The organism is Chryseobacterium aahli (genome assembly GCF_022699665.1).
GTDB classification, from domain to species: Bacteria; Bacteroidota; Bacteroidia; order Flavobacteriales; family Weeksellaceae; genus Chryseobacterium; species Chryseobacterium aahli.
Genome location: NZ_JALDNB010000002.1, coordinates 176,482 through 201,410, shown reverse-complemented (window position 1 = coordinate 201,410; position 24,929 = coordinate 176,482). Strand labels below are relative to the sequence as shown.

The 24,929-nt window shown below is 34.9% G+C and carries 25 protein-coding genes and 1 pseudogene; 7 read left to right on the top strand and 19 right to left on the bottom strand.

Annotated features, from left to right (window positions below; all coding sequences use genetic code 11):
* Positions 1-357: 357 nt before the first annotated feature.
* From infC to MQX03_RS03185, 9 genes are all read right to left on the bottom strand, one after another.
* A complete protein-coding gene (gene infC, locus MQX03_RS03225) occupies positions 358-858 on the bottom strand; it encodes a translation initiation factor IF-3 (protein ID WP_047444040.1) in 501 nt (166 codons plus the stop codon).
* Between the two features lie 117 nt (positions 859-975).
* On the bottom strand, positions 976-2,895 hold the full coding sequence (gene thrS / locus MQX03_RS03220) for a threonine--tRNA ligase (RefSeq protein WP_242801452.1): 1,920 nt from the start codon (positions 2,893-2,895) through the stop codon (positions 976-978).
* Between the two features lie 384 nt (positions 2,896-3,279).
* Positions 3,280-3,462, bottom strand: a complete 183-nt coding sequence (locus tag MQX03_RS03215) for a hypothetical protein (protein WP_242801450.1) — start codon at positions 3,460-3,462, stop codon at positions 3,280-3,282.
* A 12-nt stretch (positions 3,463-3,474) separates the two neighbouring features.
* Positions 3,475-4,080, bottom strand: coding sequence for a DUF4230 domain-containing protein (locus MQX03_RS03210; RefSeq protein WP_242801448.1), 606 nt, complete (start codon positions 4,078-4,080; stop codon positions 3,475-3,477).
* Positions 4,077-4,649, bottom strand: coding sequence for a TlpA family protein disulfide reductase (locus tag MQX03_RS03205; protein WP_242801446.1), 573 nt, complete (start codon positions 4,647-4,649; stop codon positions 4,077-4,079). The genes MQX03_RS03210 and MQX03_RS03205 overlap by 4 nt, the downstream gene beginning before the upstream one ends.
* A 9-nt stretch (positions 4,650-4,658) precedes the next feature.
* Positions 4,659-5,126: a nucleoside triphosphate pyrophosphohydrolase family protein gene (locus MQX03_RS03200; protein ID WP_242801444.1), complete on the bottom strand. Its 468-nt coding sequence runs from the start codon at positions 5,124-5,126 to the stop codon at positions 4,659-4,661.
* A gap of 141 nt (positions 5,127-5,267) precedes the next feature.
* Positions 5,268-5,969 (bottom strand): hypothetical protein, encoded by a 702-nt coding sequence (locus MQX03_RS03195; protein ID WP_242801441.1) that lies wholly within the window; start codon positions 5,967-5,969, stop codon positions 5,268-5,270.
* Between the two features lie 210 nt (positions 5,970-6,179).
* Entirely contained in the window at positions 6,180-9,110 is a 2,931-nt protein-coding gene (locus tag MQX03_RS03190; RefSeq protein ID WP_242801439.1) for a reprolysin-like metallopeptidase, read from the bottom strand.
* A gap of 199 nt (positions 9,111-9,309) precedes the next feature.
* Entirely contained in the window at positions 9,310-10,449 is a 1,140-nt protein-coding gene (locus MQX03_RS03185; protein WP_242801437.1) for an acyl-CoA dehydrogenase family protein, read from the bottom strand.
* A 191-nt stretch (positions 10,450-10,640) separates the two neighbouring features.
* Here MQX03_RS03185 and MQX03_RS03180 point away from each other — a divergent pair, with 191 nt between their 5' ends.
* The 6 genes from MQX03_RS03180 (at position 10,641) to purF (ending at position 16,677) form a co-directional block, all read left to right on the top strand.
* Positions 10,641-12,512 carry an endonuclease gene (locus tag MQX03_RS03180; RefSeq protein WP_242801434.1) on the top strand — a complete coding sequence of 624 codons (1,872 nt, stop codon included), beginning with the start codon at positions 10,641-10,643 and terminating at the stop codon, positions 12,510-12,512.
* Between the two features lie 109 nt (positions 12,513-12,621).
* The gene (locus MQX03_RS03175; RefSeq protein ID WP_242801432.1) at positions 12,622-13,227 is read left to right on the top strand and encodes a SatD family protein; all 606 of its coding nucleotides are present in this window, start codon (positions 12,622-12,624) and stop codon (positions 13,225-13,227) included.
* 1 nt (position 13,228) lies between these two features.
* Positions 13,229-13,924, top strand: a complete 696-nt coding sequence (locus MQX03_RS03170; protein WP_242801431.1) for a DUF3307 domain-containing protein — start codon at positions 13,229-13,231, stop codon at positions 13,922-13,924.
* Positions 13,925-13,993: 69 nt separating this feature from the next.
* Positions 13,994-14,716 (top strand): phosphoribosylaminoimidazolesuccinocarboxamide synthase, encoded by a 723-nt coding sequence (gene purC / locus MQX03_RS03165; protein ID WP_242801429.1) that lies wholly within the window; start codon positions 13,994-13,996, stop codon positions 14,714-14,716.
* A gap of 37 nt (positions 14,717-14,753) precedes the next feature.
* Positions 14,754-15,113, top strand: coding sequence for a four helix bundle protein (locus MQX03_RS03160; protein WP_242801426.1), 360 nt, complete (start codon positions 14,754-14,756; stop codon positions 15,111-15,113).
* 64 nt (positions 15,114-15,177) lie between these two features.
* Positions 15,178-16,677 (top strand): amidophosphoribosyltransferase, encoded by a 1,500-nt coding sequence (purF, locus tag MQX03_RS03155; protein WP_242801424.1) that lies wholly within the window; start codon positions 15,178-15,180, stop codon positions 16,675-16,677.
* 524 nt (positions 16,678-17,201) lie between these two features.
* Here the strand turns inward: purF and MQX03_RS03150 are convergent.
* The 5 genes and pseudogenes from MQX03_RS03150 to MQX03_RS03135 form a co-directional block, all read right to left on the bottom strand.
* A pseudogene (locus MQX03_RS03150) lies at positions 17,202-18,220 on the bottom strand (alpha/beta hydrolase).
* Positions 18,221-18,256: 36 nt separating this feature from the next.
* Positions 18,257-18,847 carry a DapH/DapD/GlmU-related protein gene (locus MQX03_RS03145; RefSeq protein WP_242801422.1) on the bottom strand — a complete coding sequence of 197 codons (591 nt, stop codon included), beginning with the start codon at positions 18,845-18,847 and terminating at the stop codon, positions 18,257-18,259.
* Positions 18,848-18,932: 85 nt separating this feature from the next.
* Positions 18,933-19,556, bottom strand: coding sequence for a helix-turn-helix domain-containing protein (locus MQX03_RS03140; protein WP_317224549.1), 624 nt, complete (start codon positions 19,554-19,556; stop codon positions 18,933-18,935).
* Positions 19,557-19,664: 108 nt separating this feature from the next.
* On the bottom strand, positions 19,665-19,811 hold the full coding sequence (locus MQX03_RS20500; protein ID WP_317224548.1) for a hypothetical protein: 147 nt from the start codon (positions 19,809-19,811) through the stop codon (positions 19,665-19,667).
* 122 nt (positions 19,812-19,933) lie between these two features.
* On the bottom strand, positions 19,934-20,371 hold the full coding sequence (locus tag MQX03_RS03135) for a nuclear transport factor 2 family protein (RefSeq protein ID WP_242801420.1): 438 nt from the start codon (positions 20,369-20,371) through the stop codon (positions 19,934-19,936).
* A 126-nt stretch (positions 20,372-20,497) separates the two neighbouring features.
* On the opposite strand from MQX03_RS03135, the gene MQX03_RS03130 reads away from it, so the two are divergent.
* The gene (locus MQX03_RS03130; protein ID WP_242801418.1) at positions 20,498-20,896 is read left to right on the top strand and encodes a winged helix-turn-helix transcriptional regulator; all 399 of its coding nucleotides are present in this window, start codon (positions 20,498-20,500) and stop codon (positions 20,894-20,896) included.
* 47 nt (positions 20,897-20,943) lie between these two features.
* Here MQX03_RS03130 and MQX03_RS03125 read toward each other — a convergent pair whose 3' ends face one another.
* The 5 genes from MQX03_RS03125 to MQX03_RS03105 form a co-directional block, all read right to left on the bottom strand.
* A complete protein-coding gene (locus tag MQX03_RS03125; protein WP_242801416.1) occupies positions 20,944-21,276 on the bottom strand; it encodes a nuclear transport factor 2 family protein in 333 nt (110 codons plus the stop codon).
* A gap of 7 nt (positions 21,277-21,283) precedes the next feature.
* Positions 21,284-22,195 (bottom strand): helix-turn-helix domain-containing protein, encoded by a 912-nt coding sequence (locus tag MQX03_RS03120; protein ID WP_242801414.1) that lies wholly within the window; start codon positions 22,193-22,195, stop codon positions 21,284-21,286.
* A 13-nt stretch (positions 22,196-22,208) separates the two neighbouring features.
* A complete protein-coding gene (locus MQX03_RS03115) occupies positions 22,209-23,018 on the bottom strand; it encodes an SDR family oxidoreductase (protein ID WP_242801412.1) in 810 nt (269 codons plus the stop codon).
* A gap of 233 nt (positions 23,019-23,251) precedes the next feature.
* Positions 23,252-23,827 (bottom strand): NAD(P)H-binding protein, encoded by a 576-nt coding sequence (locus tag MQX03_RS03110; protein ID WP_242801410.1) that lies wholly within the window; start codon positions 23,825-23,827, stop codon positions 23,252-23,254.
* 101 nt (positions 23,828-23,928) lie between these two features.
* Positions 23,929-24,909: an aldo/keto reductase gene (locus MQX03_RS03105; protein WP_242801408.1), complete on the bottom strand. Its 981-nt coding sequence runs from the start codon at positions 24,907-24,909 to the stop codon at positions 23,929-23,931.
* Positions 24,910-24,929 lie beyond the last annotated feature (20 nt).

Below are 24,929 nucleotides of genomic sequence, written 5' to 3'. Positions count from 1 at the left end.
TTGTTATCAATACGATTTTCAAGTGTAACAATATATCAGTTTACCAGTGTACCAATGACAAAATCAATTGTTACATTGTTAGACTTTTAGATTGCTACATTATCTTGGGCGTGTCCCTCACTCGTTCATTCCGCTTTGCTCCATTCACTCATTCGGGTCAGGCTATCCATTTCAAGTCCTCGCTCCATGGCATTTGCCAGCTCATGCTGTGGGCTTTCCATTTCTATCCTTCACGCAGATATTCGGTTTGCAAAATTACGAAAAATTATCATACAAAAAGAGACTTTCATTAGAAAATCTCTCTATGTGTATTTCGTAGGATAATGAGTCAAAAAGACTCATCATCAGATTGTCAAATTATTTAGCTGGTTTTTTAGGACTCATCATCATAATCATTCTCTTACCTTCAAGTTTAGGTAATTGATCTACTTTCCCAACGTGCTCTAATTCCTGAGCTAGTTTAAGAAGTAAAATTTCACCCTGATCTTTAAAGATAATAGAACGTCCTTTGAAAAATACGTAGGTTTTCAACTTTGAACCTTCTTCCAAAAACTTTTCAGCATGTTTTTTCTTAAAATCATAATCGTGCTCATCAGTCTGAGGTCCGAAACGAATCTCCTTAACAACCACTTTGATTTGTTTTGCTTTAAGCTCTTTTGTTTTCTTCTTTTGCTCGTATAAAAACTTTTTATAGTCTAATATCCTCGCAATGAAAGGTTCAGCTTTGTCTGAAATCACGACCAAATCTAATTCCTGCTCTTTGGCAATTTGTCTCGCTTTGTCAATCGGGAAAATTCCCGCTTCTACGTTGTCGCCCACTAAACGAAGTTCTCTTACGCGAATCTTATCGTTTATCATGTGTAAGTCCTCCTGAGGTGGACGTCTTTGTGGGCCTCTGTTGTTAAATCGTTGTGCTATTGCTTTATAATTTTATTGGTTAATAACTAATTTTGAATTGAAAGATTAAATCTTCAATTATACTTTTGCTTCCTTTTTGAAGTATGCTGCAAACTCATCCATGCTCATTACTCCAAGGTCGCCTTCTCCACGTCTACGTACAGAAATTGTGCCATCTCTTTCTTCATTTTCTCCTACCACAAGCATGAAAGGAATCTTTTTCAATTCTGCATCACGGATTTTTTTACCCGTTTTTTCGTTTCTCTCGTCAATCAATCCGCTAATATCGTGAATTTCTAAAAATTCTGAAACTTTTTTAGCATAATCTACATATTTTTCACTGATCGGCAATATCGTAAACTGATCCGGGCTCAACCACAATGGGAAATCTCCGGCAGTATTTTCTAATAAGATCGCAATGAAACGTTCCATAGAGCCAAACGGCGCTCTGTGAATCATGATAGGTCTGTGCTTCTCATTATCGCTTCCGATATACGTAAGGTCGAATCTTTCCGGTAAATTGTAATCTACCTGAATAGTTCCTAACTGCCATTTTCTTCCTAAAGCATCTTTCACCATGAAATCTAATTTAGGACCATAAAATGCAGCTTCACCATATTCTGTAACGGTGTTTAATCCTTTTTCTTTTGCTGCAGTAACGATTGCGTTTTCTGCTTTTTCCCAGTTTTCATCAGAACCGATATACTTTTCTTTATTATCAGGATCTCTTAAGGAAATCTGAGCAGTAAAGTCAGCAAATCCGAGTGAACCGAAAACATAAAGAACCAAATCAATCGTTTTCTTAAACTCATCCATCAGCTGATCAGGAGTACAGAAAAGGTGAGCATCATCTTGGGTAAATCCACGAACTCTTGTCAAGCCGTGAAGTTCACCACTTTGCTCATATCTGTAAACCGTTCCGAATTCTGCATATCTTTTTGGCAAATCTCTGTAGCTCCATTGTGAAGTTTTGTAGATTTCACAGTGGTGAGGACAGTTCATTGGTTTCAGCATAAATTCTTCTCCTTCATTCGGAGTTTTGATCGGCTGGAAACTATCGGCGCCATATTTATCCCAGTGTCCGGAAGTTACATATAATTCTTTTGCACCGATATGTGGCGTCATTACAAATTCGTATCCTCCTTTTTTCTGAGCATCAGAAAGGAAATTTTCTAATTTTTTTCTCAAAGCAGTACCTTTTGGCAACCAAAGTGGTAAACCAGCACCTACTTTTTCTGAGAAAGCAAAAATCCCTAATTCTTTACCTAATTTTCTATGATCTCTTCTTTTCGCTTCTTCTAATAACTCAAGATATTCAGTCAGTTCTTTCTGTTTCGGGAAAGAAATCCCATACACTCTTGTTAATTGTGGATTTTTCTCATTTCCTCTCCAGTAAGCACCTGCAGCGTTCAAAATCTTTACGGCTTTCACAATTCCAGTGTTTGGAATGTGACCTCCACGACAAAGATCTGTGAAGTTATCATGCGTTACAAAAGTGATTTCACCATCATTAAGATTAGAAATCAATTCTACTTTATATGGATTATCTGCGTAAGTTTTTAAAGCTTCAGCTTTAGAAACAGGGTATAGTGAGAATGTTGAAGCTTTTTTAGCATTTTCTAAAACTTTCTTTTCAATTTTCTCAAAATCTTTTTCAGACAAAACTTCGTCACCGAAATCTACGTCATAATAAAATCCGCTTTCGATTGCCGGACCAATTGTTAATTGAGCGTTAGGATAAAATTCAAGGATAGCCTGCGCCAAAAGATGGGCAGAAGAATGCCAGAAAGCTTTCTTACCAAGATCATCATTCCATGTCAAAAGCTGTACCGTAGAATCTGTGGTAATAGGCGTGGTAACTTCGACTTGTGTGCCGTTTACAACTGCGGAAATGGTATTTCTAGCCAATCCCTCGCTTATAGATTTTGCCACATCCAACGGAGTGACTTCTCCCTCAAATTCTCTGACGCTATTGTCCGGAAGTGTAATTTTTATCATTGTTTACTAAGAAATTTTAAGTTGCAAAAATACGCATTTTTTACTTCTTTATGAAATCGTAGCCTGATAATTCACAAAAAATACAATTTATTTTAAATTCTGACGTTAATGTTTATTTTTCAGTAACCGTTTTATAGTTTTAAAATCGCTTTTAAAGAATGTCAAGTTTCGGATTTATGATAAATTTTGAAATCTGCTGAAAATCGCAGCCCGACCTGAGTGAAGCTCTTTTTTCTAGCGATGCGATTGGCTTACTGTGTAAATGATGATATTAATTGGTTCGCATTGCCGGAAAAAAGCAGAAACCCTTCGACTTCGCTCAGGATAAACTACGAGGCGGAAAAGCTGCCCTAATAAATAGTTGCAAAAAAAAATACTAAGCTTTCACTTAGTATTATCTGTTTTTCCTGATTTGTTTTCTGAAGATTTTTTCACATCTTCTTTATCTACATCAGGTGGATTTTGTTTTTTTGAGGAAGCAGGAATATTTTGAAAATCTTCATTCTGCTTTTTCGTTTCTGCGGAATTTGCAGATTCTTTCTTTTTGTTATCGTCGTTTGAGTTCATAATTTTGAATTTTTAGAGTCCAAGAACACCGAGTTGTCCGGTTTTATCTTCTATCGTATAGTTCAAAGCCTTTGCCAAAACGAAAATATTGTTCAGATTTTCCATCAATTGCTGTTTGCCTTCAGTTCTCAGTTTGTTTTGATCTACAGAATTGATTGCCGTTTGTTTCGCCTTTTGCTGAACCGTTTTAATATCTTTTTCAGAAATTCTGTTGATAAAAGAATCGTCTAACGATTGAATTTCCACACTTGGAGTGATTCTGATATCAGCGTTCGGAAGATCTGTGATAATCAGTTTTTTATTCACAGAATCGACTTCCATTTTCATTTTATTTAAATCATAGGAAACCTGCGCATTGGTCTTTGTGTAGGTTATGACACTATTGCTTGTCATTTCTTTTCCAAAAAATTCGTAGCCAAATTTGGTCTTTTGCATCGCAGAAAAATCCTGCTCCAAAACGACCATTTTATTCATCTTCGAGATTTGATTGGTCAAAATATAGTAGTCAGATTTCTCAGTTTTCTCACTTATTTTTAAACAAGATCTGAAACTAAAAAACAGAATTAACATCAGGAGTATTCCTGCAACAAATGGAAGAACAAGTTTTAAATTTCTCAATTTTCTTTTTTAAATATTTCTTTGATCACCGATTGGTCATCTTTCTTTAAGATTTCCACAAGATCTCTTTCGATGTATCCTGTAGTCGGCATTTCAATAATTCTTCCAATTTCCTTGCCATATTTTTCAACGATGATGGTTGGAACCTTCTGGATGTTATATTTTGATTCGTCGCCGGTAGGAGATTCTTTCTTACGGTTAACCGCAATGATTGTCAATCTGCTATCCGGATATTTTACTTCTTCCAAAATCTTCATCAACCTAGGAAAATCTCTATGAGAATCTTCACACCAGGTTCCCATGAAAACGATTAGATTGTAAGAATTTATTTTGTTTTTCTTTAATTCTCCGACAGCCTTATGATCTAAAGCATACTCGTTGAATTCTTTGGTATACCATTCAGAATAGGGTTCTTTTACAAACTGCTCTTTTAATTGGTTCCCCAAGAGCATTTTGCCGTCGTTTGTTGTTTCAACCTCGCGATTGACAACTACTTTCTGAGCGCTAAACTCCTGAACAACCAATGAAATCATTGAAACTGCCAATATCTTGGTAATAATTTTCTTCATCTTAATATCTTAATTTTCGATAATTGTTTTTAAATCGGCAGGAGAGTAGTATTTGTTTTTCAATACTTTATGATCTGCCTTTCTGTATACATTGAATTTTTCTCCGGATTTTTCGTAGAAAGATTCAACGTCTTTTGCTGCGTAAAACTCTACTGTTTCGTTTGCCTGCTCTTCATTATCGCAAGCTTTCGACATATTTGAACGCTGAACTTCATTAAACAGTTCTACAAATTTATCACCAAGCCCAAATTCTAAAACAGCACCGCTCAAAACATATTGCAAATCGCATAACGCATCAGCAATTTCAACTAAATTTTTATCTTCAATTGCCTGTTTTAGTTCATTTAATTCTTCCTGTAAAAGCTCAACTCTCAGATTACATCTTTCCTGAGAAGGAATCTGTGGAGTCTCCAAAATAGGAGCTTTAAACGTGGTGTGGAATTCTGCTACTTGGTTCAGACTGTCTATTTTTTCCATATTTATTATAAAATTTCAACAAATATAAAAAAATGCTGCCTTAAAAAGCAGCATTTATAAAATCAAAATAATATTCAAATTATTATTTCAATGTTTAAAGATTATATTAATATTGAGATTTCTAAAATAAAATAATAAACCCTATGATTCTAATACAGGTGTTTGAGTTGCAAAATTTAATTTATATATAACCTGAATCTTTAAATTTCTTCTTTCTTCTTGAAGATCAGAACAAGTATAGTCATCTTTATAAAAAATTCTTATTGCTTTGATAGACTTTTTTGCATTAATAGGCATATTGCTAATAATTTTAGCATATGCGTTTTGTACAGCTACCGAAGCATAATAGTTTTCCATATAATCATTAAACGTAAATATATTAAATGTAGATAGGCTGCCGTCTGGCTCTGGTATAGTAGTTCTTACGTCAGTAAAAGTAAACTCTTTATAATAATTATTCTCAAAATAAGAGCCAGATGGAGGAGTATTATTGTCAAACAAGATTTGTTGAATGGTAACACCTTGATCGTTTAAGTATTTAACAATTAGCTCAGGTAATGAAATAACTCCTTGTGTAATTATAGGTTGATATTTAGTTCTTACTTTTACCTTGGTGGGGAAATTAGAAAAGACATCAGGTAAAGTAGTAACTGGATCTATTGGTTGACCAAGCTCACATGATAAGTTATTAGGAAGAAAATCGATAAACATTGCTCCAATATCTCCACTCTTACTTAAAGTAGGTTTAGAAGAATTTGAAATTTCAGTTACTCCTAAATTTTCGCTTTCGCGATTACAGGCAAAAAGTGTCATTAAACCAAGGATTAATAATGATTTTTTCATAAAGTTTTTTTTTAGTTTATAAAATAATTACAGCAAAAGTATTCTTAATGCATTTTGTAAACCATACCATGAATATGGTATATTCCATTTTGGGTATTTCATGATCATTATTCTATTTTATCCAAAGCAATAAAATAATTGTCTTAAGATTTAACAACAAAAAAAGCTGTTCCTTTGCGAACAGCCTTTCCACGTTTAATTTTTCAATGGTTAATTTTTGATAAATCTTTTTGAGATTTCTCCAATCTGGATCGTGTATGCTCCTGCGGTAAGGCTGCTTACATTCACTGTGCCTCTTTCGAGTTTTCCTGAGTTGATTAGTTTTCCACCCATATCGAAGATTTTATAATCTTCTGCATTCGTATTTGAAACATTTAAAATGTCTCTTACAGGATTTGGATATAATTTAATATCAGTCAATACATTTTTGGCATCAAAATCATTTCCTCTTCCTGATGAAAGAATATTTAAAGTATAATCTTCAACCTGCCCATAAGTGTAAGATCCGCAAGATGATGAAGGAACAGAATTATACTGCATCATTACTCTCATTCTCGTACTTCCTAGCGTTGCTGTTGAAGGAATCGTGATTGAACCTGTTACAGGAGTAGTTTGTGAACCTGTTTTTGTCCAAACCAATTCTCCGCTGTCTGTAAAATCACCGTCTTTATTATAATCAATATAAACTGCGTACGCTTCATTATATTTAGTTGACGTCCAAACCGGAGTGATAGAAATTGCATTTGCAGTTCCTGTGGTTACATTTGTTGAAATAGAAGTGAAGTTTTCGTATCCGGCAGTTCCTGTCGAAGTATTATTGATGCTTCCAAATGTTACATTTCCAATTCTTTCATCTGCAGTATTCGTAGCGGTTGCCGTACAATAAGTAACAGTGCTTCCCGCAAGTGTAGTTACTGTTGCCGTATTGCTTGCTGTAGAAATATTTCCTGCTGCATCTTTAGCTCGTACAGTAAAGCTATACGTTGTAGAAGGAGTCAAACTCGTTACAGTATAAGTTGTAGAAGCAGTATTTCCAATCAATGAAGAACCCTGATAAACATCATAACCCGTAACGCCTACAGCATCTGTTGCGCCAGACCAAGAAAGATTGGTGGTTGTAGAAGTTGTTCCTGAGGCTGAAAGAGTAGGAGCAGTAGGAGCAACTGTATCTGTGCTTCCGGATCCTGCATTTACTGAAATATTAACATTATTGACATCAAAGAAAATGTGGTTGCTTCCTTTTACCATAATTCTTCCTGTCGTTGTCGTAACATTCGGAATTACTACCGCCTGAGAACCGTCATTTGGAGTTCCAGCCAACAAAGTAGTCCAGGTTGTCCCAGAATTTGTCGACCAAAGAATATCTACATTGGCTGCGTTGACACCATTTGCAGTTGTTCCGGCTACGTTCCAAGTTATGTTTTGTGAGCTTCCTCCTGCGTAAGTTGTCGCTGTACCTTGTGAAGTAATAATGAAGGGTCCTGCAGTTGCATTCACGGTAACTTTAGCATCGTCAGAATTGTTTCCGGAACCTCCGGCTCTGTTATCACGAACTGTAAATCTGAAATTTAAAGCTCTTGCTACAGAAGAAAGTGCTTCGACATTGATTTCTGAACCAGCTGTGGTTGTTGCACCTGCTAAAACAGAAGCCATTCTTGGGAAATATCTTACAGGCGTTGTCGTTGGTGTCCAAGATCTGAATGTTGGTCCTGTTGCTTTTGTTGCGCTTGCTGCAGAACTTGCTCCTGTTTGAGAAGATGAAGCGTTGTCAACTTGCTCCCAGATATAGGTTAAAGAATCTCCATTTGCATCAGTTCCCGTTCCTGTCAGCATAAATGGTGTGCTTTTCGGAATGGTATAATCTAAACCAGCATCGGCAGTTGGAATTGAATTTCCTGTAGAAGTGCTTACCGGACAGGTTTTAGCTTTAATATTATTCGTAATCTGTTGAATACTTATCGCATGAAAGAAAGAATCTGAATGCGGCTGAATATCCTGAGCCGTAATTCCGGCATAACCCATGATTGTTGAGCCTGAGCCCGGTTCCATATTCACGCCGGTTCCTTCATTTCCGTGTGAAAAAGTGTGATTACCACCAAATTGGTGACCTAATTCGTGCGCAACATAATCAATATCAAAATTATCACCGGATGGGATTCCGTCTGATGGGGAAGTATATCCGCTACCTTTCGAACCATTTACACAAACGCATCCGATACAGCCAGCATTTCCGCCACCTCCTGAAGCTCCAAATAAATGCCCTACATCATAATTTGCTTCACCAATAACTGATGTTAAAGTTGACTGAAGCTGAGAATTCCAGTTGCTCATTTGTGCAGCAGCAGAATAAGGATCTGAAGACGCACTTGTATAAATTACCGCATCATTATTGGCTATTAAAACCATTCTTGCTGCAAAATCTTTTTCAAAAACACCGTTTACTCGGGTCATCGTATTATTCATTGCAGCTAAAGCGAGTGCTTTTGTTCCTCCGAAATAAGTTGTGTATTCACCTGTTGAAGAAAGCGCCAATCGGAATGTTCTTAATTTAGCATCATCTGCGTTAGGTCTTGCTGCAAGAGTAGTGCTGCTGATTCCTTTTTGAGCAACATCGATAACAGTGCATTCAAAAGTATTTAAGTTATCTTTTTTATCCGATTTCTTATAGACTACATAAGAAGAAAGATCTTTTGTGTAAGGTTCAATAAAAACAGCCGATTTGTCACCATAAATTTCCATTGAAGAGAGTCCCAGAGGAGAAATACTGAAGTAAACCGTAGAGTTAGGATCTTCAAGACCTTCGCCAACGTAAGATTTAATATCCGGATATTTTGCCGCTAGTTGAGGATCAAAATTTGAATTTTCTCTTACTTTAAAGTTCTCTAATTTTCCGTCAGAATTGGGAAACGAAATAATAATTTCTGATTTTGCTCCCGAAGCTAATCTTTTTGGGGCTTTAGCAAGAGCGTTTTTTAATCCGTTGATATCAAGCTGATAAATTTTAGGATTAAGAATGTTTGTTTTGTTTTCTAAAACTTCTGAGTTTGTTTTTGAAGAAGCTTCAGACCATAGTCGATCAGTCTGAGCGAAAGAAATGCCTGAGATAAAAAGCATTCCAATCACAAATAGTTGTTTTTTCATAAAAAATATTATTTTGATTGTGGAATACCAAAGCTAATAAAATATTCTTTATGAAAAACAAAAAAATTTAAGAATAATTTAGATAATCACTTTAAATTATTATGCATTACATTAAATATGATTCAAATTAATTCCTTTATGAATAAAAATAGCACATACAAACGCATGTGCTATCTTATTCTTATACAAGTATAATCAATTATTTAGTAATCTCTCTACCGATAACCAATCTTTGGATTTCAGAAGTTCCTTCTCCAATGGTACATAATTTAGAATCTCTGTAGAATTTCTCAGCAGGGAAGTCTTTTGTATAACCATAACCTCCGAAAATCTGTACAGCGTTATTAGAAATTCTAACACAAGCTTCAGATGCGTACAATTTTGCCATTGCACCTTCTTTAGTCATTTTCTGTTTGGCATTTTTCAATGTAGAAGCTCTTTGAATCAACAATTCTGAAGCGTCGATTTCCGTAGCCATATCTGCCAACATGAAGTTGATTGCTTGAAATTCAGAAATTGCTTTCCCAAACTGTTTTCTTTCCTGAGCGTATTTCAAAGCAGCTTTATAAGCTCCTCTTGCAGTTCCTAGACTTAAAGCAGCGATAGAAATTCTACCTCCATCTAATATTTTCATTGCCTGCTTAAAACCTTCACCAACTTCTCCCAAACGGTGAGAATCTGGTACACGAACATTATCAAAAATAAGTTCTGCAGTTTCTGAAGCACGCATTCCTAATTTATTTTCTTTTTTACCAGAAGTAAAACCAGCCATTCCTTTTTCAAGAACGAAAGCGGTTGAATTATTTTTAGCTCCAATTTCACCTGTTCTCGTCATCACAACAGCGATGTCACCTGAAATTGCGTGAGTGATGAAGTTTTTAGCTCCGTTAATTACCCATTCGTCACCATCTTTAACAGCAGTTGTAGACATTCCGCCAGAATCAGATCCTGTATTGTGCTCTGTCAATCCCCAAGCTCCAATTACTTTTCCGGTAGCTAACTGAGGAAGCCATTTCATTCTTTGCTCTTCGTTTCCAAACTCATAAATATGATTGGTACAAAGAGAGTTGTGAGCTGCTACAGAAAGTCCGATTGAAGGATCTACCTGAGAAATCTCATCCAAAATAGTCACATACTCATGATAACCAAGACCAGAACCACCGTATTGTTCAGGAATTACAATTCCCATGAAACCCATATCACCTAATTGATGAAATAATTCTTTAGGAAAAGTTTGACTTTCGTCCCATTCCATAATATTGGGTCTGATATTTTTCTCAGCAAATTCTTTTGCTGTTTCAGCTATCATTTTAATGTTGTTGATAGTTTCTGTATTCATATTAGATAATAGTTAGTGCCCAAAGATACTTAAATTGCGGAAATACTAAAAAAAATTATTATGCCATCAGTATTTTTCGCCTAATGTTTTATTTATCAGTTTTTTATATTTTATAAATTAACATTTTATTAATGAAGTTCAATACACTAAATTACAATATTTTACTAATTTAGCCATCCAATTTTAAGAGAATGAAAAAAATTTTACTTCCTATATTTTTAATTTCATCATATGCTTTTGCACAAATTCCTGCAGGATATTATGACGGAACTACAGGCTTGACAGGATATACCTTGAAAAGTAAAGTACACGAAATCATCTCAGCAAATAACGTGAACTGGCATTATAGCGATTTGCCCAACTATTATAACCAAACAGATCTAGATAAGTATTATGATCATGGTGCAAGTAATACTAACTTTTTATTAGATATTTACTCAGAAATTCCTTTGGGACCAGATTCTTATGAGTATACATCTGCAAACTTAATCAGTTCTTCAGGAGCAGAAGGCTTGGGATACAATAGGGAACACGCAATTCCTCAGAGTACATTTAACAGTAATTATCCTATGTATTCTGATTTACACTTTGTGATTCCTACTGATGCAAGAATAAATCAGTTACGTAATAATTATCCTTATGGTATAGGAAATTCTACAGTTCATTACTCTTTTACAAACACATCTAAAATTGCTAACAGTGCAATTCCCAATTATGTGTATACCAATAGAGTGTACGAACCCATTAATGAGTTTAAAGGTGATATTGCAAGAATGCTACTGTATTTTGCAGTAAGATATGAAGATAAATTACCTTCATTTAACTATTCAACCAACATTAATCCTGCAATCGACCGCTCTGCATTTGACGGAACAGCAGAACGTGCTTTTGATCCTGCGTACATCACCATGTTATTGCAATGGCATCAACAAGATCCTGTTTCACAAAGAGAAATAGACCGAAATAATGCTGTATATAATATTCAGAAAAACAGAAATCCTTTTGTTGACAATCCTCAATGGGTAAATACTATGTGGGCGCAAACTCCGGATACTATTGCTCCGCAAGCTCCTTTAAATTTAAACTCTACGCAGACAGGAGCCTATTTTACAAATTTAACATGGTCGCCGAGTACCAGCACTGACGTTATCGGATATAACATTTATCAAAATGGAACATATCTGACTACTACAAAATCATCCTCGATTATTATTGATCATTTAAATCCCTCAGCCTCATATTCATTCACAGTTCGGGCATACGACAATGCTTACTTACAATCAGCCGATAGCAATACAGTTTCAGTATCAACTTTAGCTACAGACACGAATTCTAAAGATCTTTTTGTCACCAAATACATTGAAGGAACAGATAATAATAAAGCTATAGAAATTGTAAACAAAACCGGACATGAAGTTGATCTAAACAATTATAGCATCAGAGTTCAGTTTTACAATAGCAACCCTCCAACACCGAGTTATTATTATGGAAATAGTTTTGAATTGGAAGGGAAAATTCCCAACAATCAAAGTTTCATCATCCTTAATCCAAAAGCGACACTTTCCTGTGTAACAAATGATGGGGCAGATTTCCTGACAGCGGGTGATGCTTTGAATTTTTCGGGAACTCAATATGTAGAATTAGCATACAAATCTTCAACATTGGATGCAATTGGAATGAAGGCTGTACAAAACAATAATGCAAATCTTTCTTTGTACAGAAAGTCTACCGTAACACAGCCGAGTATAACTTTCAGCAGTGGAGATTGGGACTCTTATGCAGCAAACTACTGCCAAAATTTGGGCGTACTTTCTACTTCAGAAGACCTATATGTTGATACTGAAGAATTTAAAATTTATCCCAATCCGGTTCGTGATTATATTTATATGAAAGGAAATCTTCAAAAAATTGATGAAGCGCAGATTTTAGATTTTTCAGGAAAACTAATTTTTACAGAAAAAAAACCTTTTAAAAACAAAGAAAATATTTCTGTAGGTGATTTACAGTCAGGAAATTATATGCTTAAATTAGGTGGGAAAGTCTATCCGTTTATTAAGAAATAAAATTAAAAATATCATACCATTTATATAAGCAGATTCACTAATAATTAATATCTATAAGTGTATCTGCTTATAATTTTTACATATAAGTATTTATGCTTATATTTGCAGAATGATAGCGGTCATCACGGGTGATATTATTAATTCGCAACATGCAGACACTGAAGTTTGGATTACCAAACTAAAAAATCTTCTTGAAAAATGGGGAAGTGCTCCACAAACATGGGAAATATACAGAGGAGACGAATTTCAGTTTAAGTGCAGTATAGATGACGTGTTCTGGCGTTTTCTAGCCATCAAATCTCTTATCAGAAGTCAGGAAAATTTAGATGTAAGAATTGCCATAGGCATCGGTGAAGAAAATTTTTCATCCGAAAAAATTACGGAATCCAACGGTACAGCTTATGTAAATTCCGGGAGATTATTGAATGATCTTAAAAGTGACGGACACACCGTATCTATCAAAACTTCCAACGATTCTTTAGATCGTGATCTCAATATTTTGCTTAAATGGTCTTCAAAAGATTTTGACAGCTGGACGATGGCAACAGCCGAAATCATCCACGAAATGATCATGAATAATGACATCACACAAGAAGATCTTGCCAAGAAATTTACGATATCCCAATCATCGATCAGCCAAAGGCTGAAACGTGCAAACTACGAATTGATCGTAGAAACCAATCAATATTTTAGAAAGAAAATTTCAGACCTTTAACATGATATTTACTCAACTCATATTGGCACATCTACTCGGAGATTTTATTCTTCAGCCAAATTCTTGGGTTTCAGATAAAGAAAACAGAAAACTGAACAGCAAATATTTGTACCTTCACGTTCTGATTCACACCGTGTTAAGTTTTATTTTTCTTTGGAATCTTGAATTATGGTGGGTTGCAGCATTGGTGGGGATTTCACATTTAATCATCGATTCCGCAAAGCTTTATTTTCAGAATATTAAAACTAAAAAAAGATGGTTTTTCATCGATCAGCTTTTGCATATTGCAGTGATTGCAGGAGTTTCTTTTTATTTTAATGAATTTAATTTTGAATTTTTAAAAGATCAAAACACTTTAAAAATAATTGTCGCAGCATTGTTTTTATCAAGTCCTGCATCAATTATTATTAGAACTTTACTGTCTTCATGGACGCCCGCTCCGGAGACACAAACCAGTTTACAGACCGAATCTTTATCAAGTGCCGGAAAATATATAGGAATCTTAGAACGTCTTTTGGTTTTTACATTTATCATGGTTAATCATTGGGAAGGCGTAGGATTTATGGTCGCAGCAAAATCTGTTTTCAGATTCAGCGATCTTGCTCAGGCAAAACAAAGAAAACTGACAGAATATGTGCTCATAGGTACATTGCTAAGCTTTGGAATGGCAGTTTTAACAGGAATTTTAATTAAGTAAAATAATATAAATCTAATGCAGAAACGGAAATCGTAGATTCGCGAATTCCTTTTAAAAAAAGTAAAAATTATGAGTCAAAAGAAAGAAATGTTGTATGAAGGTAAAGCAAAACAGGTATTTGCTACCGATAATCCTGACGAAGTAGTAGTACGTTTCAAGGACGATGCTACAGCATTTAACGCTCAAAAAAGAGGATCAGTAGATTTGAAAGGTGAAATGAATAACGCCATCACCACTCTTATTTTTGAATATTTGAATGAAAAAGGGATTAAAACTCATTTCATTAAGCAATTGGACGAAAGAGAACAATTGGTAAAAAAAGTATCTATTATTCCTTTGGAAATGGTGGTAAGAAACTATTCTGCGGGAAGTATGGCACAAAGATTAGGTGTTGAAGAAGGAATTAAATCTCCGGTAACTATCTTCGATATCTGCTACAAAAAAGACGAATTGGGAGATCCGCTTATCAACGATCACCACGCAGTTTTCTTGGGAGCAGCAACATACGAAGAGCTTGACGAAATGTATGAATTGACTTCTGATATTAATGAAATTTTGATCGATTTATTCGACAAAATGAATATCATCTTAGTTGATTTCAAAATTGAATTAGGAAAAACTTCTGACGGCGAAATCATTTTGGCAGACGAAATTTCTCCTGATACTTGCAGACTTTGGGACAAAGACACGATGAAGAAGCTGGATAAAGACCGATTCAGAAGAGATCTTGGTGAAGTAACTGAAGCTTACGTTGAGATTTACAACAGACTGAAAACTTTACTTAATAAGTAAAGTTTGAGAAGTTAGAAGTTAGATATTAGAATTTAGTATGAAATCGCACCGAATTGAAGATTTAAAAGTTTGGAGTAAATCAATGACTTTAGTAAAAGAAGTTTATTTGGTTACTGCCGAATTGCCAAATGAAGAAAAGTTTGGCTTACTTTCTCAAATCAGAAGATGTGCCGTTTCAATACCTTCCAATATTGCAGAAGGAGCAGGAAGAAATAGCAAAAACGAATTTTATCAATTTCTTGGGATTGCGTTTGGTTCCACTTACGAACTACAAACTCAATTACAATTATTAATAGATTTAAATTTTATTTCCGAAACGAAAGTAATTCCTTTAAAAGAACTTTTAGCTGAGATACAGAAAATGATTTATTCATTGAAGACAAGTTTAAAATTATAATTGAAGTTAACTTAGACTAATTTCTAAAATCTAACATCTAACTTCTAATTTAGAAAAAATAGAAATGAAAAGTTTAGACATTCATAAAAGTGAATATTTAAAACAGTTTGAGACTCAAACCTACGGAAGAAATCTTTTCAGAACGCAGGAAGAAGAAAGACTGGACGCTCCCAATGAGGAGTGTGGTATCTTCGGAATGTATTCTGACAATGATCTTGATACGTTTTCTCTTTCACAATTCGGGCTGTTTGCGCTTCAGCACAGAGGTCAGGAAGCTTGTGGTATTTCTGTTCTAAAAGACGGAAAAATCACCAATATGAAAGATGAAGGTTTGGTTTTGGATGTTTATAAAGAGATCCAGGATCCTGAAACTTTTATGGGAAATTCTGCAATCGGTCACACCCGTTACACGACTGCAGGAGACAAAAAGAAGTATAATTTTCAGCCATTTTTCGCCAAAAACGAATATGACCAGATTATACTTTCTATCGCTCACAACGGTAACTTAACCAATGCGAGAGAATTAAAAACAGAATTGGAAGCTGAAGGCGTTGTTTTCAGAGCCACGTCAGATTCTGAGGTTATTTTAAGATTAATTCAAAAAAATCTTGATTTAGGTCTTCGTGGAGCAATTAAAGCGACAATGGAGAAAATTGAAGGTGCGTATTCGGTTGTTGGAATGACGAGAAACAAATTTTTCGCATTCAGAGATTTCAACGGAATCAGACCTTTGGTTTTGGGTGCAGTGGACGAAAAAACGTATGTAGTTGCTTCAGAATCTGTAGCTTTAGACGCTGTTGGCGCTCAATATGTGAGAGATATTCTTCCAGGAGAAATCATTTACACCAACGAAAATGAGCCCGGAAAACTGAATTCTTACATGGTGAATGAAGAAAGAGGAAAGCAAAGAATCTGTTCTTTTGAATATATTTATTTTGCAAGACCCGATTCTACTTTACAGAATATCAATGTGTACGAAATCAGAGAAAAATCTGGTGAAAAAATCTGGGAACAGGCTCCTGTAGAAGCAGATATCGTGATTGGAGTTCCAGACTCTGGAGTTCCGGCTGCGATTGGTTTTTCTAAGGCTTCTGGAATACCTTTCCGTCCGGTTTTGATTAAAAACAGATACATCGGAAGAAGTTTCATCGTACCGACTCAGGAAATGAGAGAAAGGGTAGTTAACTTAAAACTAAACCCGATTATTTCTGAGATTAAAGGAAAAAGAGTCGTAATCATCGATGATTCAATCGTTCGTGGAACGACTTCTAAAAGATTGGTAAAAATTTTAAAAGAAGCTGGTGTAAAGGAAATTCACTTTAGAAGTGTTTCTCCGCCAATTATTGCACCTTGTTATTTAGGAATTGATACGCCATCAAAAGATGATTTGATTTCTGCAAATATGTCGACTGAACAGTTGAGAGATTATTTAGGAGTAGATTCTTTAGAATTTTTGAGTACAGAGAACTTAAAAGTAATTTTAGGTTCTTCGAATCATTGTTTTGGATGCTTCACTGAAGAATATCCTGTTGCAAAAGGAGAAGAAATAGAATTGTTTAATTAAGATTAATAATTCATAGTAATAAAAAGTATACTGAATGGTTTTCAGTATACTTTTTATTTTTAGGAAAAGTGTCAGTTTACAAATATAAAATATCCTAAAACCACTATTCCACTCTAAATTAAAAAGTCTTATAATTTACATTATGTTAAATAGAATATTTTTCAATATTCGTAACTATCTGAATTACAGTCAAAAAAAGTATTTTTGAAAATCTAAATTTTTAGACTTTATCCAATTTTTATTATTTTAAATTTTAATCTTATCAGCCATTCACAGTTTATAAATAAATTTTCTATTATGAAACTTGCAAAAAGATTTTAATAAAAAAAGCTGTCAGAATTTTCTATTTCCTAATCGCTGAGAATCCAATATTTTATTTTTCTTTGGAAATTATTCTTAGAAACAAATCTACAGCATTTTCAGTTTTGAATATTTTCTTGTTGCTGAATTTCTTTTTAATTATTTCATTAAAGCAAAAAAGGTCTATCTGCAAATTGCAAACAGACCTTTTAATTTCTTACAAATTATTTCAAATTTGCTCTAAAAAAACTTTCCAATTTATCAAAAGGAATTACATCCACTTTATCATACAAATCTACATGAACTGCGTTTGGAATAATCATTAATTCTTTCGGTTCATTTGCCACTTTAAAAATATCTTCGCTGAAATATCTGGAATGTGCGTTTTCTCCGGCAATCAAAAGCATTGGTCGTGGCGAAATTTCTTTTACATAACTTAAAATCGGCATATTCATAAATGCTATCGGATTCGTAATTAACCAAGCTCCGTTCGAGTTAACAGAATTGACATGAAAACCACGCGGCGTTCTGTAATAATCGAAATATTCTTTTACAAACTGAGGTTCATTGCCTTTCAATGTTTCAGGTAAATTTCTTGGTCCGTCGGCAGGTTTTCCTTTTTCAGCATCTTTCCATCTTTGCTTACTTAAGTCTTCCAAAGTTTTGGTACGTTGTTCGGGTGTTACAGAATCATTATACCCATTTGACATTACTCTCGTCATATCATACAAACTTGTCGTGGCAACAGCTTTCACTCGTTTATCAATCACAGTTGCATTTAACGCAAAACCGCCAAAACCACAAATACCGATAATTCCGATTTTGTTTCTATCGACGTTTTTCTGCAATCCTAAAAGTCAATGGCCGCACTGAAATCTTCAGTGTTAATTTCCGGAGAAGCTACATTTCTTGGTTCTCCTCCACTTTCACCCGTGTAAGATGGGTCAAACGTCAAAACAACAAAGCCACGTTCCGCCATTTGATTGGCATATAATCCTGATGACTGTTGTCTCACTGCACCGAATGGTCCGCTGATTGCCAATGCAGATAATTTCTCGTTTCCGACATTTTTTGGAAGGTATAAATCACCAGAAAGTGTGATTCCGTATCGGTTTTTGAAACTTACTTTTTGACGGGTTACTTTATCGCTTAATTGGAATGTATAATGTTCTTTTGATGTATCCATTTTTTCTGAATTTGATTTTTTTTGTGCAAATGAGTATCCTGAAATCAGAAATACCATTGCGATTGCTAATGCTTTTTTCATTTTATTTTTAATTTAAATTGATTTAATAAATTTTGCAGGAATTCCACCAACCACGGTATTATCGGGAACATCTTTTGAAACTACTGCTCCAGCTGCAACAACTGCATTTTCACCAATCGTTACGCCAGGCAAAATCGTTGCATTAGCACCAATCCACGCATTTTTTTTGATAAGAATAGATTTGCAAATCAGACCTTTTCTTTCTTTGGGATTTAATGGATGATTTTCGGTAATGAGACTGACTTTCGGGCCAATTAAAACATCGTCTTCAATTGTAATTCCGCCCAATGCAAGAAAGGTACAGTCGAAATTGATGAAGACATTTTTACCGATGCTGATATGCTTTCCGTAATTGATGTAAATAGGTGTAAATACGGCAACATCCTGAACTTTTTTGTCTAAAATATGAGATAACAGCTTTGCAATTTCATCAGGATTTGAAGAATTATTCATCTTAATGAGAAGTTTTTTTACAGCAAAAGCTTCTTCCCGCAATCTGTACATTTGAGAATCATCAGGAAGTATAATTTCACCGTTTAAAAGCCTTTCGAAAATATCTTTTTGAAAGGATTCCGGATTTGAAATAAGTTGTGAATCTGACATTTTAAATTGATTTGATTATCAGATACAAAGGTATTGCGACTTACAAGCAAGCCGTTAAAGATTATCAAACCAAAAGTTAAGAAAATCAAACTTCAGATAACCGAAAAGCTTTAGGATTGGTTCCTGTTTGTTTTTTAAAGAAATTATTAAAGTAAGTTGGATATTCGAAACCTAGCGCATAAGCGATTTCGGAAATGCTCCAGTCGGTGTGCTGCAAAAGTGCTTTTGATTCTGTAATGATTCTTTCGGTAATATGCGAAGTCGTAGATTTTCCGGTGACTTCTTTTACTGCACGATTCAGATAATTGATGTGCACATTCAGATGCTGAGCATAATGTTGCGCTGTTCTTAATTGAAGAGGATTTGCAGTGGTTTCAATCGGAAATTGTCTTTCCAATAATTCCAGAAAAACAGAGGTTAATCTTGACGATGCATTTTTATTTTGTTCGTAATTTTCCGAAGGTTCCATCTTCAGAGATTCGTGAATGATGAGACTGATGTAATTCCTAATCAACTCATCTTTAAAGATATAATTACTTTCTTGTTCGCTAATCATTTTCTGAAAAACGGTATTAAGGAAAATCCTTTGCTCTTCTGTAATTTTCAAAACAGGAGTTCCACCGATTTTAAAAAATGACGACTGTTGAAGGCTCTCCGAACGTTCAGAATTTTTAAAGAATTCTTCAGAAAAAAGAATGGCATACCCCACATACGTTGTAGAAATCGTTTCCCAAGAATACGGAATGTGCGGATTGCCAAAAAAGAGAATCGTCCCCTCCTGCTCATAGGTTTTATCAGAATAATGAATTTTGCTTTTTCATGTAGTCAGGCAAATTTTATAGAATTCTTTTCTGCTGTAGGTTCTGGTTTCAGTACCGTCTCCTTCTATTTGAAATGCTTTAAAACCTTGCAGCTTTAATTCATTATTAAAATTTGAAACTTCTCTGATTACTTTGTTAGCCATTTTTCAAAGTTAAGAAATTCAAACTTATCTTATTTTAAATTTAATCAAAATATTAAAACGCCAATAGAATTTTCTGCCGAAACAAAAAATTCTACCGCTTTAAATGTTGTTAAACTTAAATTTTACGAAATAGTTCTCGACTCAATCATCACAAAATATCCGATTCTGTCTTTAATCAGCCATTTGCCATTTTGAAAAACATATTGGTCATCATACTTCACACTGTAATCTGTTAAAACATCATTTCCATCAGCTTCACGAATCATTTTAATCTGAGAAAAAGAAACGCCTGTCGCTGTTTCGCCATCAATTTTTGTGGTATGCTGACCATTCAACGTAAAATAGGTTTTTACTTGTGAAGCGTGCAGATTAAAATCGCTTTCCATTTTCTCTCTACCCGAAACATTGGCTACCAAAGCACCATTCATAAAGACTTTATAGGTAACGTCAGGCGTAAATAAATCCATCACTTCCGAGATTTTCCACTCATCACTTAGGTAGGCATAATTGTCAACTAAGTCTCTCAAATCTTGCTTGTTTTTTAAAATTTCTAATGTCATAATTTTGTTTGTTTAATTAAATTTTACGATTACTTTCTGTAATTATTCTTGGACAAAATTATACTATATTTGCTTACATTTTATTAGTTGTTACCTAAAGGTTAGCTACTAACATAAACCAAAGTTATGGCAGAATCAAAAGAAAATCAAACAGATAACAAGGCTTTCACCGAAGATTGTCATAAAGTTTTAATGGCAGTTTCGGATGCATTATATGCTATTGGCGGAAAGTGGAAACTGATGATTATTATCGCAATGGCGAGAGGAAACAAGCGTTTTACAGAAATTCAGCGTCAAGTCAGCGGAATTTCTGCAAGAGTACTTTCCAGCGAACTGAAAGAACTCGAAATGAATGGTTTTATCATCAAAAAAGTAGAAAATGGTTATCCTGTAAGTATAGAATACGAACTTCTACCCTACAGCCATACGCTCGAAGAAGTTGTGGGTGCAATGACAAAATGGGGAATGCAGCATCGGGAAAAAGTAAAAGCCGAAATGGGTTCGGAAAAATCTAAAAAACAATAATAAGCATTAAAAAACCTTCTTAATTTAAAAACAAGAAGGTTTTTTTTTCAAATCAAATCTGCTTTTGCAAATTCAATTTTATCATTTTTAAAAATAAAATCAAAGCTTCCGCCAATTTTACCCTCTGGAAATTCTCCTGTAAATTCTACTTCCAAGTAAGCTGAGTTTTCTTTAACTTCTAATTTCCTCAATTCAGTCTGAGTTTTATAACCAATAAAATAACTCACAAAATAATCTTTAATTCCGTCGTGACCGATAAATTTTCTTCCGACTGAAGGGTCGTCCAAAACGGCATTTTCTTTGTAAAATTCCAAATATTTTTCGGTTTTATAACTGTTGCTGACGGCAATCCAATCTTTGATAAACGTTTCTATATTCATTTTAAATCTAGTTATGATAAAAACCTTGTTTGAATTGCACAGGCGTCTGATTGGTCTTATTCTTAAATAACTTATTGAATGACTGCGGATGCTCAAAACCCAATTGGTAAGCGATTTCTGCTACCGAAAGCTGAGTTGTTGTAAGGTAATCTTTTGCTTTTTCAATCAGTTTTTCGTGGATGAGCTGTTGAGCATTTTGCCCCGTCAAAGACCGAAGCATATCACTTAAATATCGTGGAGAAAGACTGAGTTTGGTTGCGAGAAACTCAACGGTTGGCAAACCTTGATTCAATCCGCTTTCTTTATCAAAATAGGCATTTAAAAGTTCTTCGATTTTCGAAAGTAAATCGTTGTTTACGGCTTTTCTGGTAATGAATTGGCGCTTGTAAAAACGATTGCTGTAATTGAGCAAAACCTCGATGTGCGAGATGATTACATCCTGACTGAAGTCATCAATCGTGTTATTTAATTCTTCTTTAATATTATCAAAAACCGAAAAAATAGTCTCCTTTTCTTTGTCCGACAAAAACAAAGCTTCGTTCGCAGAATATGAAAAAAATCCAAAGCTTTTAATACGGGTAGCCAATGAATAATTCCTCAGAAAATCAGAATGAATCAGCATCGTCAAACCCTCATACTGAATATCATCTGAACTGGTAGAAAGCAACTGGTTTGGAGCCGTAAAAATCATTCCGCCTTCGTCAAAATCATAATAACTTTGTCCATATCCCATTTTTCCCTTCAATGTTTTCTTGAACGATATTTTGTAGAAATTGAACAGAAAATGCTGATTCAGAAATTTATCTTCCACAACCATATTGGCGTTTTGAGTAATGCTAATCAACGGATGAACGGGCTTCCCAAAACCCAGCATCTCGTGAAGCTGAGATATGGAATCTACTTTTATCGGGTTATTCATTTCTTAATTTTTTTTAATTAATTAAATCTCCAAAAGCCATCTTTTTCATTTCCTGAACGGCAGCTTCAGAACCGATTTCTAAACGACGATTATACAACTGATTGGCAAATTCTCCCGTCACATATCGCAATTGGTTTTTTCCGTCTGTAGCAGCTTCGTAAACTACATCTGCAATCCATTCTACTGGTTCGAAATTATCAGGATTCATTAATTCAAATAATTTCTGCATTCCGTCTTCGTAAGCCGGATGATTGGCAACGGCTAATGATTCTCCTGCAAAATTAGTTTTAATTCCGCCGGGCGCAATGGTTTTGATGCCAACATTATGCAAAGCCAGCTCAAAAGACATACTTTCGCTCCATCCTTCCAACGCCCATTTTGTAGCGTGATAAAGCGAATCCAGAGGGAAAGTCAACAGTCCGCCAATTGATGTCGTTGTGATAAATAATCCGTTTCTGTTTTTTCTGAAATAAGGAATGAAAGCCTGCGTTACACGAATTACTCCGAGTAGATTGGTATCCAATTGTTTTACGATTTGTTCGTCTGTCAACGCTTCCAAAGCACCAATCAAACCATAACCTGCATTGTTGAAAACCACGTCAATCGTATGAAGTTCAATCGCTTTTTTTACCGTTTCCTGAATCTGCTCGAGATTGGTAACATCCAATGGAAGTAAGGTTACGTTTTCTAATTGAGAAAGTTCTGTTTCTTTTTCAGGATTTCGCATTGTTGCGATAACATTCCAGCCGTTTGACTGAAATAATTTGGCTGTCGCTTTTCCTAAACCTGATGATGCGCCTGTGATGAAAATTGTTTTTTGCATTGTCAATTTTGTTTAAATTTTATAATACAAATGTCCGCAGACGCAGTGAGGAAAATGTTGCCAAAATGAGTTTGGTTGTATCCGAAATGACGAAACAACATCCATTTAATTATAACTCTGAATTATACATTAGCAGTCGTGAAGAAGCTACATTATCTAATGTTGATAGCTTGAAAGACAAGATTCATTTATAATGGATTCATCTTGATAAAATGAAATCAGTAAACCTATTATTAATCTGGTTTGCTGATTCCCAAATTTTCATTGACATACAAATTCGGGTTATTCACCAGCTTTGAAACAAAATCTGCAATACTTTTTCTTGAAATTGCAGAACCTGTTTCCTGCTGGTCTTTTTTGGTCAAAGTGTAATCAACCTCATCAATATTGGTAAACCAATCCGGACGAAGAATAGTATAATCTAATCCGGATTTTTCAATAATGTCAGCCAATTTTCTGTAAGGAACCAAAACCGGTTTCAAGGGCGTTTCATAAATTCCGATAGAACTGATAGCGATGATTCTTCTGACCCCTAATTCCTGCATTGCTTTTACAATGTTTTCTGTCATCCATTCAAGATTTCCTTCAAGATTAACATACACAATATCTTGACCTGAAACTGCTTTTTTTATATCATCAAAATTCAAAGCGTCGCCTTCGAAAATTTCGCAATCATTAGAAAGTTCTTTAGAAATTCTGTTTTTGTTTCTCAAGAATAGAGTGATTTTTATACTTTCCAAAGGTTTTACGGCTTCAATTACAGATTTGGCAAGACTTCCGCTTGCTCCTATAACGATTACTTTTTTCATATTTCTATTTGAATTTTTATGGATATTTCTAAATAAAAATCTGCGGAAGATTATTTTTCCCGCAGATTTATGTTGATATTTCTTATTAAATGATTGAAAAATTATTTCCCCACTCTTGCCTGAAGCGCAGCAGGATAACGCTCTCCTACGATTTTGATTTTCTCTAAAGCAATATTGATTCTGCTCAATTCCTCTTCAGATAAACTAACATTCACCGCACCAACATTTTCTTCTAATCTGTGGATTTTTGTAGTTCCCGGAATTGGAGCGATGTATGGCTTTTGAGCCAATAACCAGCTCAGAGCAACTTGTGCAGGCGTTGCATTACTTGATTCTGCAATTGCTTTTACGAGGTTAACCAACTGCTCATTTGCTTTTCTGTTTTCTTCGGAAAAACGGGGAACAATATTTCTGAAATCTGAACTGTCAAATTTTGTATCTGCATTGATAGTTCCCGTCAAAAATCCTCTTCCAAGCGGACTAAAAGGAACAAAACCAATTCCCAATTCTTCTAATAATGGAAGAATTTCATTCTCTGGTTGACGCCAAAACATAGAATATTCGCTTTGAAGCGCCGTAACAGGTAAAACTGCGTGTGCTTTTCTGATGCTTTCAACGCCGGCTTCGCTCATTCCGAAATGCTTTACTTTTCCTTCGGCGATCAAGTCTTTTACCGTTCCTGCAACATCTTCCATTGGTACATTCGGGTCAACTCTGTGTTGATACAACAAATCGATGACATCGGTTTGAAGATATTTTAATGAGTTTTCTACCACTGTTCTGATGCGCTCCGGACGGCTGTCAACACCTTTAGACGAATCTCCATCGGGAAAACCGAATTTGGTAGCCAACACCACTTTATCTCTGAATGATTTTACGGCTTTTCCTAAAAATTGTTCATTCAAACCCTGGCTGTAAGCTTCTGCTGTATCAAAAAATGTGATGCCTAAATCGTACGCTTTCTGAATTAATGCAACAGCATCTGCTTCACTGGCTGCAGGACCATAACCAAAGGTCAAGCCCATACATCCCAATCCTAATTCTGAAACTTCTAATCCTTGTCCTAATGTTCTTGTTTTCATGTTTTTATATTGAAATATTT

Excerpts from the sequence above, each read along its gene's own strand:
- infC (WP_047444040.1), bottom strand. The coding sequence starts at position 858 with ATGATAAACGATAAGATTCGCGTAAGAGAACTTCGTTTAGTGGGCGAC.
- thrS (WP_242801452.1), bottom strand. The coding sequence starts at position 2,895 with ATGATAAAAATTACACTTCCGGACAATAGCGTCAGAGAATTTGAGGGA.
- MQX03_RS03215 (WP_242801450.1), bottom strand. The coding sequence starts at position 3,462 with ATGAACTCAAACGACGATAACAAAAAGAAAGAATCTGCAAATTCCGCA.
- MQX03_RS03205 (WP_242801446.1), bottom strand. The coding sequence starts at position 4,649 with ATGAAGAAAATTATTACCAAGATATTGGCAGTTTCAATGATTTCATTG.
- MQX03_RS03200 (WP_242801444.1), bottom strand. The coding sequence starts at position 5,126 with ATGGAAAAAATAGACAGTCTGAACCAAGTAGCAGAATTCCACACCACG.
- MQX03_RS03195 (WP_242801441.1), bottom strand. The coding sequence starts at position 5,969 with ATGAAAAAATCATTATTAATCCTTGGTTTAATGACACTTTTTGCCTGT.
- MQX03_RS03190 (WP_242801439.1), bottom strand. The coding sequence starts at position 9,110 with ATGAAAAAACAACTATTTGTGATTGGAATGCTTTTTATCTCAGGCATT.
- MQX03_RS03185 (WP_242801437.1), bottom strand. The coding sequence starts at position 10,449 with ATGAATACAGAAACTATCAACAACATTAAAATGATAGCTGAAACAGCA.
- MQX03_RS03180 (WP_242801434.1), top strand. The coding sequence starts at position 10,641 with ATGAAAAAAATTTTACTTCCTATATTTTTAATTTCATCATATGCTTTT.
- MQX03_RS03175 (WP_242801432.1), top strand. The coding sequence starts at position 12,622 with ATGATAGCGGTCATCACGGGTGATATTATTAATTCGCAACATGCAGAC.
- MQX03_RS03170 (WP_242801431.1), top strand. The coding sequence starts at position 13,229 with ATGATATTTACTCAACTCATATTGGCACATCTACTCGGAGATTTTATT.
- purC (WP_242801429.1), top strand. The coding sequence starts at position 13,994 with ATGAGTCAAAAGAAAGAAATGTTGTATGAAGGTAAAGCAAAACAGGTA.
- MQX03_RS03160 (WP_242801426.1), top strand. The coding sequence starts at position 14,754 with ATGAAATCGCACCGAATTGAAGATTTAAAAGTTTGGAGTAAATCAATG.
- purF (WP_242801424.1), top strand. The coding sequence starts at position 15,178 with ATGAAAAGTTTAGACATTCATAAAAGTGAATATTTAAAACAGTTTGAG.
- MQX03_RS03145 (WP_242801422.1), bottom strand. The coding sequence starts at position 18,847 with ATGTCAGATTCACAACTTATTTCAAATCCGGAATCCTTTCAAAAAGAT.
- MQX03_RS20500 (WP_317224548.1), bottom strand. The coding sequence starts at position 19,811 with ATGGCTAACAAAGTAATCAGAGAAGTTTCAAATTTTAATAATGAATTA.
- MQX03_RS03135 (WP_242801420.1), bottom strand. The coding sequence starts at position 20,371 with ATGACATTAGAAATTTTAAAAAACAAGCAAGATTTGAGAGACTTAGTT.
- MQX03_RS03130 (WP_242801418.1), top strand. The coding sequence starts at position 20,498 with ATGGCAGAATCAAAAGAAAATCAAACAGATAACAAGGCTTTCACCGAA.
- MQX03_RS03125 (WP_242801416.1), bottom strand. The coding sequence starts at position 21,276 with ATGAATATAGAAACGTTTATCAAAGATTGGATTGCCGTCAGCAACAGT.
- MQX03_RS03120 (WP_242801414.1), bottom strand. The coding sequence starts at position 22,195 with ATGAATAACCCGATAAAAGTAGATTCCATATCTCAGCTTCACGAGATG.
- MQX03_RS03115 (WP_242801412.1), bottom strand. The coding sequence starts at position 23,018 with ATGCAAAAAACAATTTTCATCACAGGCGCATCATCAGGTTTAGGAAAA.
- MQX03_RS03110 (WP_242801410.1), bottom strand. The coding sequence starts at position 23,827 with ATGAAAAAAGTAATCGTTATAGGAGCAAGCGGAAGTCTTGCCAAATCT.
- MQX03_RS03105 (WP_242801408.1), bottom strand. The coding sequence starts at position 24,909 with ATGAAAACAAGAACATTAGGACAAGGATTAGAAGTTTCAGAATTAGGA.